The following is a 12,073-nucleotide window of genomic DNA, read 5'->3' on the forward strand; positions in this document are numbered from 1 at the left end:
GCTATCCGAAAAATTGAATCATTTAGATAAGGCAAAACATGAACGACCAGGCCAATAAAATTCTTGCTGAGTTGTTGCAGAAAGCCAGTAACGGCATTGATTCAGCAGTGACATTCAGTCAGGCGCAGATTCCTGATGTCATTCATCAGTTACTGCTGTGGAACCTTACCAAAAGCATTGTTATGACAGTTCTGGCTCTCATATCTGTTTTCCCGGTTTTGTGGCTGGTTCGCTATTCCCTGCGCCGCATACCAGATGGCGTCTTCCTGTCTGGAGAGATTTACTCATGGGAGGTGGGTAAGCCTAAATACAAGCCCAGTCTTGTCTGGGACAGTAAGGGTGACATCTCCCCGGTAGTTATGCTCCCAACTTTCTTACTGGCCGTGTGGCTATTGTGGTTTCTGCAATCAATAAGCGACCTGACATGGCTGAAAATCTGGTTAGCTCCGAAGCTTTACCTTATTGAATACGCCTCAAGTTTAATCAAGTAAGCAACATAAGGCTTCAAGCCAATGAAAGCATTAATCACCTGGCTGAAAAGCCTAATTAACAGAGCGAGGAAAAATATGGATGGTGTAGAAAACGCTGACACTCAGGCTGAAGCGCAGACGGCCCCGGCAGAAGTTCAGACAGTACCGGAAGCCCAAGCGACTGCACAGGATCAACTTAAATCAGGCGTACAGGATCTGGATAAAGCGCTGACGCTCATTGAGCAGGGCGTTGCCCTGCTGGGTGCGGCTGCAAAAGATGAGTTTGTCGCACTGGCAAAAAAATACCTGTAATCAGAAGTCCATATCACAAGAGCCTCGGCATAGTCCGGGGCTTTTTTATATGCATTTCACCGCGCACCCCACGCGCATCTCAACGAGAGCCTTTCAGTAAGCGAGCCTGAGAATAGCCGTTATAGGTGGCGACCTCTCTCGGGCGGCCTTTCTGTGGGACAGGCTCACTTTCTAAAAGGTAAAACGCTATGACATGTCCAACCGTGATCGTAAACGGCGTATCAGTTCGCGTTGACAGCGAAGGACGCTACAACCTGAATGACCTGCACGCAGCTGCGGTATTAAAGGGAAAGGCTACTGACTCCCAGCGCCCGGGGGAGTTTTTAAAGAGTCAGCAAATACGCCGATTTGTAGCCGCTTTGAGCGATGCGACAAAAATCGCATCGGTTCAGACCATTAAGGGTGGCAAAGAGCAAGGCTCATGGGGGCTGGAACTGGTAGCCATACGTTATGCAGCATGGCTGAATCCTGTATTTGAAATTCTGGTATATAACACCTTCAGAGAGGCAGTGCTAAATGGCATCAGCAATATGAGCCAGCTAAACCGGCTTGACCTGCTGATAGCAACTGAAAGCGAACAGGTAAGCGGCTGCGCACGAACCATGAACAAGTGGGGGCGAGGCGGGCGTAAAGCACTGCTCAATAACGCACGGGAACGCATCATCGAGCAGATGAATCCTGACATGATTGCTCTGATGGAAGGCAAAGCAGCGTGACCACGAGAAGGCGCATTTGCGAGTGCGCCTGATGATAATTGATTCTGCTTCACTAAAAACATTATTAACACTAATGTATGAGCTTCATTTATGAAAAGGGTGCTCACATGAGTTATGAGATGTATGAAGTGGTTAAGCAGTACAATTTTGAGATACATGGGTTTGGCCAAGTAAAGGCAGACATTATCAAATGCATAAAGCCTGTGCTAAATACTCCATATATGTGGCGAACTAATTACATCTATGATGGCTATGCTCCTAATCATGGTATGTCACTGCAAAATGCAGAAACTGAGCTGATCCATTACATTGAGCATTTCGATACTGAATCAGCTGAACTCGATGATAATTTTTAAATGAGCCGCCTACGGGCGGTTTTTCATTGGAGTGAAAATGGACGTTATGATTGATGGCGTTCGATACTCGCCATTAACAAGCCGCACATCAAATATTGGCATTGCCATCACCACGCACAACCGTCACGACATTTTATCCTGCGCTCTTGAACATCAACTCAAACATCTGCCAGCCGGTGCGATGGTGGTTGTTATTGATGACGGTTCCACAAAACCTGTGTCCGTGCCGGATGGCGTTAAGCTGATCCGCAGTGAAACGTCACGCGGTATCGTTGCATCTAAAAACGCCAGTCTTGAAGCCCTGATTGATGCAGGGTGCGAAAATTGTTTCTTGTGGGACGATGACGCCTGGCCTGTTGCGGGTGGATGGGAGCAACCTTATATCGCCTCACCTGAACCACACCTTGCTTACCAGTTTAAGGACTTCGCCACCGGGCAAAAACTTAACGATATCGCAGTGCTGTATCGTGACGATAAACACGTTGCCTACACCGGCCAGCGTGGCGTGATGCTTTATTACCACCGCAGCGTGATTGAAAAGGTTGGAGGCTTCGATACGGTCTATGGTCGCGGGATGTATGAGCACAGCGATTTAGCCCTGCGGATCCACAACGCCGGGTTAACGAGCTGGGCATTTGCTGACGTGGCTGGCTCTGAAAAGCTGATTTACTCGCTGGATGAGCATCAGGCGGTTGAACGATCAGTACCGCGCCCGGACAGGGAACAGCAGGTAAAGAACAACGTCAGCATTCACAATGCCCGGCGCGAAGCTGGCTATACCGGCTATGCAGAGTACCGGCAGCAAAAGAATCTGGTGATCACCTCATTGCTGACCAGCCAGCCAGACCCTCAGCGCGGCAACAGAATGACGCCAGCAGCTGGCATGTTGAGTCGATGGGCGGCATCTATTCGTGGTGCTGACGCGGTTGTGCTGGTGGATGAACTGGAAACGGGAATTGCAGGCACAACGCTTCACCGCGTTCCTGATGTGGCAATGAATGTTTATTTCCGTCGCTGGCTGCATATCTGGCAATACCTGCGTGAACACCCTGAATATCATCTCGTCTGGTGTACCGATGGTACTGACGTTGAAATGTTGCGGGAACCGTGGCAGGAGATGGAGCCAGGAAAAATCTATGTTGGCTCTGAGCCAAAGACTTACGCTGACGCATGGGCAAGAGATAATCATCCGGAAGCCTGCTATCAGCAATTCCTGAATGAGCACCGCAACGAGCTGATGCTTAACGCTGGCCTGCTGGGTGGTAGTCGTGAAGACATCATGGCATACGCTCACGGCATTGTGCGCATCTGGTATCGCACCGAGTCGAACCGGTTCTGGGGGAAAGAGAAGGGCAAGCCGTGCGTGGGCGATATGATCGCATTCGGCATGGTGGGCTACCAGCAACGCGATAAACTGGTGACCGGCCCACGCATTAACACATTATTCAAAACCAACGGCACTGGCCGGGAGTATGCATGGTGGCAGCACAAATAATGTTTGTGGTGGTCGGTCATCACTCCCGCCGCAGTATGGCTCAACGTCTGGCTGAATCTCTGGGTGCACTCACCCTCATTGATGAGGGAGACAACGGTGCAAACTGGAATCACCGCCGCGCCATACAATTGGCAAGCCAGCAGGGTTGCCGTGTGGTTATCCTGGAAGATGATGCCATCCTGGTTGATGGCTTCACCGACAAGATAGCAGTCTGGCTTAACAGATTCCCTGATGATCTTCTGTCTTTCTATCTGGGGACCGGGAGACCACCACAGTACCAGATGCAGATAGCAGCCAGCCTGATAGAGGCTGACAAGCGGCAGGATGACTACATCATCATGAACCGCCTGATACATGGTGTGTGCTACAGCCCACCACAGGACAGCATCAGCAGCATCCTGAATAAGTGGAACCATACCAAAGCCGCTGACTATGCGGTAGGCGATGCCTATGGCGGACGTGTCGTCTATCCCTGTTACTCACTGGTGGATCATGCCGATGGTGTGCCGGTTGAGTATCACCCTGACAACGCGCCGCGCACTGAACGGCGTAAAGCCTGGAGGCTATCAATTGGACATTAATAACATCGCTCAGGCATACGCCACTAAGCAACTCATTGATGAGTTAATCCGCAAGCGGAGCCTGATATCTGAAGGTAGAGGGTTGAATATCACTATTCAGTCTACCTATCAGGATGATGAGTTTTTAGCGGCGATGTTTCCTTACGTGTTGTCCGAGCTGGATAGACGAATAGCCGCCATGCAAAAGCAGATGGAGAACCTTGGCGTGGTATTCCCTAATACCGAGGCGGATTGATGGCAAAGCTCACAACGTTAAAGCCCCGACTCGCGGTTGCCAATACCCAACGCCTGAAAGCCATGACCGTTGCAGATCACCGCATGACTGGCTGGGAGCTACAGCAGCGCCGCAAGCGATTATGGGCAGCAAACCCTTGTTGTGCTGAGTGTGGACGGCTTACTGAGTATCCGCATGGCTTTGAACTCGACCATATTGTGTCACTGTATCAGGGTGGACCAGACACCGATGATAACTGCCAGATCCTTTGCAACGGAGAGAATGGATGCCATCGGAAGAAGACCAATGCAGACATGATGAGGTGACTATGGCCCAGCGCTGTAAGTGTGATGGCTGTGAACGAAAAAGAAAGGGCTGGCCCGGTTATCAGCCATGCGCATCCAAAGCCCCTATAGCGAAATCTCTGCCGCCACCCAAGATCAGATAATAATTCTCATTAGCAACTTAGGTAGGGGGGGGAGTTATAAAGTTCAAGCACGAATGACGCCGAAACCGCCCACCCTCTCACGCGCAGAAAATTTCCCTTTTTTTTTAAGGTTATTAACCCACCCAGTTAACCCTATAAACCTATGAGGTAACCATGCTGACAGGGCAGAAAAAGAAGTTTGCTGATGCCCTGATGAAGGGCAGCAATCAGCGACAGGCCGCAATTCAGGCGGGATACAGTGAAAAAACGGCGAAGGTGAAAGGAAGCCAGCTGGCCAAAGATAAAGACGTGATCGGTTATATGGAGAAAGTCAGGTAGTTAACCCTGCTGACTCATTGCCAGAGCCGGTTCCTCAGGCAGATTTACCCCCGGTAAAGAAACTCCGCTCCAGTTTGATGATCCCATCGCCGTGATGAAACGAATCATGAGCGATAACCTTCTGGTTGATCCGAAACTCAGCCTGGAAGCAGCCGCAAAACTTGCCCCTTACGTCTGCCAGAAAATGGGCGATACGGGCAAGAAAGAAGCCAAAGACGCAGCAGCGAAGAAAGCTGCCAGTAAGTTCAGCGGAATGGCACCGCCGAAACTGGTTGTGAGTAACGGGAGATAACAATGCCTGAATGGTCTACAGCGTGCATTGACTGGGCCATAAAGCTGACTCAATCGGGAATCAATCATTCCGCCGCCGATTTTTGCTGATTCTGGCAACTACGCCCTGGCAATTTTTAAGGAGCTGAGGGTAACTGACCTGCCGGGCAAGCCAACTTTCGGTGAGTGTTCTGAAGACTGGGTCTTTGATTTCGTGCTGGCGATATTTCGTGGTTATGACCAGCAGACCGGGAATCAGTTGATACGTGAGTATGGACTGCTGATTAGTAAGAAGAATACCAAATCGACCATTGCTGCCGGGATAATGCTGACTGCGCTTATTATCTGCTGGCGTGCAGATGAAGAGCATCTGATTCTGGCACCAACAAAAGAGGTTGCCGATAACTGCTTTAAACCCGCTGCCAGTATGGTTCGGGAAGATGAAGAGACGATCAATCATTTTCCATATCCAGGATCACATCCGCACTATTACCCACCGCATCAACCGCACAAAGGTAGAGCGGCCGACAGCGATACGGTTTCGGGTAAAAAGGCCGGGCGAATTCTGGTTGAACAAGTTGTGGCTGTTCGGCAAAAGCGACCAAAGCCGATGCGATGTTTATTGAGGCCCTGGTGGCACAGGTATCCGCAATGAGGGGTGGGTGATTTATCTGACCACGCAAAGTGATGAGCCACCGGCTGGGGTATTCAAAAAGAAACTGGATTACTGGCGCAACGTTCGTGATGGCGTCATTAAAGACGGAAAAACGCTCGGGATTCTCTATGAATTCCCCCCTGAGATGGTGGAAAAGAAGGGTTCCGCAACCCGGATAACTTTTACATCACCAACCCGAATATGGGTCGCTCGGTCAGTAAAGAGTGGCTGGACCATGAGTATCTCGAGCGGTCGCAGGAAGATGAAGGGAGCCTGAGAAAGTTTCTCGCCAAGCATCTCAACGTTGAGATCGGCACGAATCTACGGAATGACCGTTGGGCTGGCGCGAAGTTTTGGGAGGTGCAGGCCGACCCCTCGGTTACCTTCAAACAGATTTTAAGCCGGTGCGAGGTCATTGACGTTGGCATAGATGGTGGTGGACTGGACGATCTTCTCGGTCTGTCTATTGCCGGTCGCGACCGTAAAACCCGCGACTCGCTGACATGGTCCCATGCCTGGTGCCACTTAAAGATGCTGGCAGTGACGTAAAAGCGAAGAAAGCAAATTGCGAGACTTTGAGAGGCAGGGCGATCTGACCATCGTCTCCAAAGTGGGTGATGATGCCGATGAAGTGGCCATGTATGTTTTTCAGATATATGAGGCCGGACTGCTGGATAAAGTTGGCATGGACCCCGCAGGTATTGGTGTGCTGCTGGATACGCTCATTGATGCAGGCATCCCACAGGAATTGGTTGTCGGGATCAGTCAGGGGTGGAAGCTGGTGGTGCTTGCAAGACCACCGAACGGAAACTGGCGGAGGGCACTCTCCGGCATGCGCCCCAGTAGCTGATGAACTGGTGCGTAGGCAATGCAAAAGTCGTTATCAGTGGTAATGCCCCCCTCGTTACCAAAGGAGCCAGCGGGATCGGCAAAATGACCCGCTGATGGCGCTTTTTAATGCCATCTCGCTGTTATCACTGAATCCGGCACCAACCAAAAAGGACTACGGCGTATTTTTCATTTAGAGAAATCGCTTTTTTTACAACCCGCTACGGCGGGTTTTTCGTTTCTGGAGATAAGGAAATGAAGCATCAACACGCTGTAAGCCTCCTGGTGGTTAAAGCGGTTAACGAGGATACACGGGAGATCACCGGTATAGCGACAACGCCAACACCTGATCGTTATGGCGACGTTGTGATGCCTGAAGGGGCTGAGTTTCAGCTTCCTATCCCGTTGCTCTGGCAGCACGACCATCAGTCTCCCATTGGTGAAGTTAGCAGTGCAAAAGTGACGACTGAAGGTATTGAGATTAAAGCCACGCTGGCCAAAGCAGATGCTCCCAGCCAGCTGTCCGCACGACTGGAAGAGGCCTGGCAAAGTATTCGCCTGGGTCTGGTTAAGGGGCTGTCTATCGGCTTCCGACCAATTGAGTACGCCTATATCGATGAGGGCGGGATCAGGTTCATCAGATGGGAGTGGTACACGAGCTCTCGGTGGTGACTGTGCCGGCCAATGCAGAAGGCACGATCAACACCGTTAAATCTATTGATGAGCTGGCTGCCGTGTTGGGCGAAAACCAGCCGGAGTCAACAACTGAGAAAACCGCTGGCGCTACAGCGAAGAAAATTACTCCGATTAAGGGAAAACAGATGAATATTGCAGAACAGATTAAATCGTTCGAAACCAAGCGTGCCACCCTGGATGCTGAGCGCGAAGCGGTGATGGCAAAATCCTTTGAAGAAGGACGCACCCTGGACGCTGAAGAAGAAGAGAAATACGACGAGATCCTCTGAAATCAAAAGCGTTGATGCCCATCTCGCACGCCTGCGAGACATGGAGTCCACCAAAGCGGCTACCGCAAAACCGGTGCAGAAAGCCGCTGGTGGTCAGGTTGTTACCACGACAGATAACCGTGCACCCGGCGTCATTCGCGTCGAGCAGAAGCTGGAAAAAGGTATCGGTTTCGCCCGTTTCGCCAAGTGCCTGGCCGCAGCTAATGGCAGTCGCAGCGATGCGCTGGAGATTGCTAAATCACAGTATAAGGATGATGCCAGGCTACACCATGTTATCAAGTCTGCCGTAGGTGCTGGGTCAACTACCGATCCCGACATGGGCGGGAAGCCTGGTTGAGTACCAGGAATATGCTCAGGACTTTATTGAATTCCTGCGCCCTCAGACCGTCATTGGCCGTTTTGGTCAGGGGGCAATTCCTGCACTGCGCAGCGTACCTTTTCATGCGTGCGCATCGCCAGACTTCTGGCGGTTCAGCTAACTGGGTAGGCCAGGGTAAAGCCAAACCGCTGACCAAATTTGATTTTGAGTCCATCACCTTTGGTTTTGCAAAAGCGGCCGCGATTGCTGTTCTGACCGATGAGCTTATTGCTTCTCCAATCCTGCTGCCGATGTGCTTGTGATGCGCTGGCAGAAGCAGTTATTGCCCGACGGATACGGACTTTATCGACCCTAAGCAGAAACGGCTGGCGTGTTCCTGCATTAATCACGGATGGCATCACTACCATTTCTTCAACCGGTAGTCCTGATGATGATGCACAGGCTGCATTTGCTACTTTTGTGACTGCGAATTCTACAGCCCACAGGTGCCGTCTGGCTTATGTCCAGTACGAACGCACTGGCGCTATCTATGCGTAAGAATGCGCTTGGCCAGAAAGAATACCCTGAAATCATGATGCCGGGCGGCACTTTCCAGGGCCTGCCGGTCATTGTCTCGCAGTATGTAGGCAGCTACCTGATCCTGAATGCGCCGGATATTTACCTCGCAGATGATGGCGGTGTTGCGGTGGATGTCTGCGAAGCATCACTGGAAATGGAAAGCGCTCCTACTGGTGACAGCACCACACCGACGCCAGTAGAGATGGTTTCCATGTTTCAAACCAACAGCGTTGCCATCCGTGCCGAACGCTGGATTAACTGGAGCGCTGCCGCATGCTGCTGTTGCAGTCATCTCAGGCGTTAACTACGGTACCAATCCGGGAAGTTAAGGAGATGCGGGGAGAAATCCCCGTTTTTTTCTATGAAGCAAGTCAGATATCTGAAAGGCACCCATGATGCCCATGTGGGTGAAAAACGTTTTTTGAATGACCGTGATGGAAGATTTGCGTCTGACCGGCTATGTTGAATTCACGGATACCGTCGAAAAAAAAACGGTAACCCGTAAGAAAAAATAAATATCAGGAGAAGCAGCCGATGTTCAGTTTTTTCCGCAAAAAGCCATCAGTAGAAAAGGCGTTGCAGGCTGCAAATGGAGGTTCATGGCGCAGAATTTTTGAATCATTTACCGGCTCATGGCAGAGAAACGTGGAAGTTGATGCCACTACTGTACTGGCTTATCACGCCGTGTTTTCCTGCATCTCCCTGATTTCTGCTGATATTGCTAAAATGCCGCTGCTGCTAAAAAAGAAGTTAAGCAATGGCATCTGGGAAGATCACGACGATGAGAAAATCTTACCTCTGCTGCGAAAGCCAAACAACTTTCAGACCAGAATGCAATTTTTTGAGGCCTGGATGAATTCCAAACTGTCGGATGGCAACACCTACGTACTGAAAATACGCGATCCAACAGGCCAGGTTACTCAGTGGCGCGTGCTTGACCCTAACAAAGTGACACCTTATATCACCGATGATGGGGAAATTTTCTATCAGGTTCGTCCGGATAATATTAACGGACTGGAAACACAGGTAATGGTTCCTGCAAGAGAAATCATTCACGACCGTTTTAACTGCTTTTTCCATCCCCTCTGCGGATTGTCACCCATCTATGCCTGTGGGCTTACTGCGATGCAGGGCGATGCCATCCTGACTAATTCCGCTAACCATTTTAAAAATGGCGGTAAACCTGGTGGAGTGATAACCGTTCCCGGTGCGGTGGACGCCGATAAGGCGAGGGAAATTAAAACTGCATGGGATGAGGGCTATTCTGGTGCGAACGCCGGTAAAACGGGTCTCTTAGCGGATGGTGCAAACTTTATGACTATCGCCATGACAGCGGTTGATGCCCAGATGGTTGAGCAGCTTAGCCTGACGGCCAAAATTATTTGCTCAACTTTTCACGTTCCCCTTTATAAGGTCGATACGGCCACAACCCCGTCTTATAATAATATTGAGGCGTTGGATCAGGGGTATTACTCCCAGTGTCTGCAAACCCATATCGAGGCTATTGAGTTGTTGCTCGATGAAGCGCTGGAACTTGACCCGATCACAGGGGTTGAATTTGACCTTGATGTGCTAATCAGGATGGATACGGAAGGCCGATATAAAGCTTACGGGGAAGGTATCGGAGCTGGGTTCCTTACCCCCAACCAAGCCCGCAAAAAAGAGAATATGTTGCCGGTTGATGGCGGAGATACGCCTTATATGCAGCAGCAAAATTACAGCCTGGCCGCGCTTGCAAAACGAGATGCTCAGGAAAACCCTTTCGGTACAAGCACTGAAACACAACACCAGAATCCCACTCAAACCCCACCGGCTGACGATCAAAGCATAAAGGCTCTGACTGAATCGGAGCAGTTCATCGTCAGGACAATAATGAAAGGACTGCTTACCCATGAATGAGCGTGACATGTCACTGTTGCAGGCCGTGGGCGCAGCGGTAAAAGAACAATTTACCGCAATGCAGAAAAAATACGATGCTGTACTCGCTGAAAAATCGGCAGAAATCCTCCACCTTGAGGAGTCACTGGCCGCGCAGGCATTACTGATTGAGGAAGTGCAGCGCTCAATGCCTGGTGAAAACGCCATTGCTCAGGCCGTGATCGAAAAGATCGAGGTGCCTTCAGCGCCTGAACTGCCGGATGTTTCCAGGATGGTCAGCGATGCCGTGGCCGCGATACAGCTACCCGCCGCTCCTGCACTGCCGGATATTGGTGCAATGGTGAAAGATGCCGTTACCGCACAGGTGTCAGTAATTGAGTTACCGCAGCCTAAACCCCTTCCTGATGTGGAAAAAATGATTACAGATGCTGTTGCGGCGCTGCCAAAACCGGAACTGCCTGCGCTGCCGGATATTGGTGCAATGGTGAAAGATGCCGTTACCGCACAGGTGTCATGTATTCAGTTTCCACAACCTGAACCGCTGCCAGACATCGGGCAGATGGTGAAGGATGCTGTATCAGCAATACCCCCGACAAAAGATGGCGAACCCGGTACAGACGGGAAAGACGCGCTTCAGATTGAAATTATGCCCTGCATCGATGCTGAAAAGTCGCACCCTCGCGGCACGTATGCCATCCATCAGGGTGGGCTGTGGCGATCATTTCAGAAAACAACCGGCATGAATGGCTGGGAATGCCTCGTTGATGGCATCTCAGCTATTGATATAAGCCAGGATAACGAGCGGGAATTTACCATTTCTGCTCAGCTCGCCAGCGGTACTGTCACTGAAAAGACATTCAGTATTCCGGTAATGATCTACCGCGATATTTTTAAAGAGGGCGAGAAATATTATCCGGGCGACAGCGTTACCTGGGGTGGTTCGGTCTGGTACTGCTGCAATGAAACAAGCGGTAAACCGGGGGAGCAAGGTGTTAAAGGGTGGAAGCTGGCTGTCAAACGTGGTCGTGATGGGAGGTCAAGTTGATGCTTGAATTTGTTACACTTGACGAAGCTAAATCCCATCTGAGAATTGATACTGATTCTGGTGATCATGACCTGCAACTAAAAATTTATTCAGCCAGCACTGCTGTGTATGACTACATACAGGGAAGTCGTGAAAAGGTTGTTGGAGAAGACGGTAAGGTAATTGAAGATTCGCCCGAACTGACGCGCGTTAAGCAGGCTACGCTTATTTTTGTAGGAATTCTTGACCGCGTTCGCGGAGGCGAGGAAGAGGCGCATTATCATCAGGGTCAATTACCTTTTTCTGTAACGAGCCTGATCTATTCGCTTCGCAAACCTACTGTTCTATAAGGGTGATCACATGCAGGCAGGAAGACTCAGAGAAAGGGTAACTATAGTTAACTCCACAACATCCCGCATGCCATCAGGTCAAAAACAGGATCACTGGCAGGATGGCAGAACGATATGGGCTGAGATTAAAAGTATCAGTGGACGAGAAATTCTAGCATCGGGTGCAGAAAAAGCCGAGGCAACTATTCGTGTTTGGGTCCGAATGACGGGTGATATTTCCTCATCATCCCGATTGAGGTGTGAATCAGGCATTTTTAAGGGGCAATTGATTGACATAGTGTCACCGCCAATTTGTGACTCACTTAACGACCGAATG

The 12,073-nt window shown here is 50.4% G+C and carries 14 protein-coding genes and 2 pseudogenes; all 16 read left to right on the forward strand.

The annotated features are described in order from the left end of the window. Window positions 1-38 precede the first annotated feature (38 nt). Window positions 39-491, forward strand: a complete 453-nt coding sequence (locus AC3RPL_RS16000; RefSeq protein ID WP_490738903.1) for a hypothetical protein — start codon at window positions 39-41, stop codon at window positions 489-491. A gap of 21 nt (window positions 492-512) precedes the next feature. Continuing rightward, window positions 513-782, forward strand: a complete 270-nt coding sequence (locus tag AC3RPL_RS16005) for a hypothetical protein (RefSeq protein ID WP_490738904.1) — start codon at window positions 513-515, stop codon at window positions 780-782. 188 nt (window positions 783-970) lie between these two features. Further along, complete coding sequence (locus AC3RPL_RS16010; RefSeq protein WP_490738905.1) at window positions 971-1,498, forward strand: KilA-N domain-containing protein; 528 nt, start codon at window positions 971-973, stop codon at window positions 1,496-1,498. Between the two features lie 107 nt (window positions 1,499-1,605). Further along, window positions 1,606-1,854 (forward strand): hypothetical protein, encoded by a 249-nt coding sequence (locus AC3RPL_RS16015; protein ID WP_490738906.1) that lies wholly within the window; start codon window positions 1,606-1,608, stop codon window positions 1,852-1,854. Window positions 1,855-1,891: 37 nt separating this feature from the next. Further along, a complete protein-coding gene (locus tag AC3RPL_RS16020; protein ID WP_490738907.1) occupies window positions 1,892-3,349 on the forward strand; it encodes a glycosyltransferase family 2 protein in 1,458 nt (485 codons plus the stop codon). Further along, window positions 3,331-3,930, forward strand: a complete 600-nt coding sequence (locus AC3RPL_RS16025; RefSeq protein ID WP_490738908.1) for a hypothetical protein — start codon at window positions 3,331-3,333, stop codon at window positions 3,928-3,930. The genes AC3RPL_RS16020 and AC3RPL_RS16025 overlap by 19 nt, the downstream gene beginning before the upstream one ends. Next, window positions 3,920-4,165, forward strand: a complete 246-nt coding sequence (locus tag AC3RPL_RS16030; RefSeq protein ID WP_490740816.1) for a hypothetical protein — start codon at window positions 3,920-3,922, stop codon at window positions 4,163-4,165. Before AC3RPL_RS16025 ends, AC3RPL_RS16030 begins: the two co-directional genes overlap by 11 nt. Further along, on the forward strand, window positions 4,165-4,470 hold the full coding sequence (locus AC3RPL_RS16035) for an HNH endonuclease (protein WP_490740817.1): 306 nt from the start codon (window positions 4,165-4,167) through the stop codon (window positions 4,468-4,470). The genes AC3RPL_RS16030 and AC3RPL_RS16035 overlap by 1 nt, the downstream gene beginning before the upstream one ends. Window positions 4,471-4,745: 275 nt before the next feature. Further along, on the forward strand, window positions 4,746-4,910 hold the full coding sequence (locus AC3RPL_RS16040) for a terminase small subunit (protein ID WP_490740818.1): 165 nt from the start codon (window positions 4,746-4,748) through the stop codon (window positions 4,908-4,910). Window positions 4,911-5,016: 106 nt separating this feature from the next. Further along, the gene (locus AC3RPL_RS16045) at window positions 5,017-5,202 is read left to right on the forward strand and encodes a terminase small subunit (RefSeq protein ID WP_490740819.1); all 186 of its coding nucleotides are present in this window, start codon (window positions 5,017-5,019) and stop codon (window positions 5,200-5,202) included. 2 nt (window positions 5,203-5,204) lie between these two features. Continuing rightward, window positions 5,205-6,860, forward strand: a pseudogene (locus AC3RPL_RS16050) (terminase large subunit). A 58-nt stretch (window positions 6,861-6,918) separates the two neighbouring features. Further along, window positions 6,919-8,834, forward strand: a pseudogene (locus tag AC3RPL_RS16055) (phage major capsid protein). A 205-nt stretch (window positions 8,835-9,039) separates the two neighbouring features. Further along, window positions 9,040-10,404, forward strand: coding sequence for a phage portal protein (locus AC3RPL_RS16060; protein WP_490738914.1), 1,365 nt, complete (start codon window positions 9,040-9,042; stop codon window positions 10,402-10,404). Further along, complete coding sequence (locus AC3RPL_RS16065; RefSeq protein WP_490738915.1) at window positions 10,397-11,428, forward strand: phage gp6-like head-tail connector protein; 1,032 nt, start codon at window positions 10,397-10,399, stop codon at window positions 11,426-11,428. Before AC3RPL_RS16060 ends, AC3RPL_RS16065 begins: the two co-directional genes overlap by 8 nt. Continuing rightward, the gene (locus AC3RPL_RS16070; protein WP_490738916.1) at window positions 11,428-11,757 is read left to right on the forward strand and encodes a head-tail connector protein; all 330 of its coding nucleotides are present in this window, start codon (window positions 11,428-11,430) and stop codon (window positions 11,755-11,757) included. The genes AC3RPL_RS16065 and AC3RPL_RS16070 overlap by 1 nt, the downstream gene beginning before the upstream one ends. Before the next feature lie 10 nt (window positions 11,758-11,767). Next, a partial coding sequence (locus AC3RPL_RS16075) for a phage head closure protein (RefSeq protein ID WP_490740820.1) occupies window positions 11,768-12,073 on the forward strand: 306 nt, incomplete at its 3' end.

It is taken from the genome of Erwinia papayae (genome assembly GCF_058241465.1).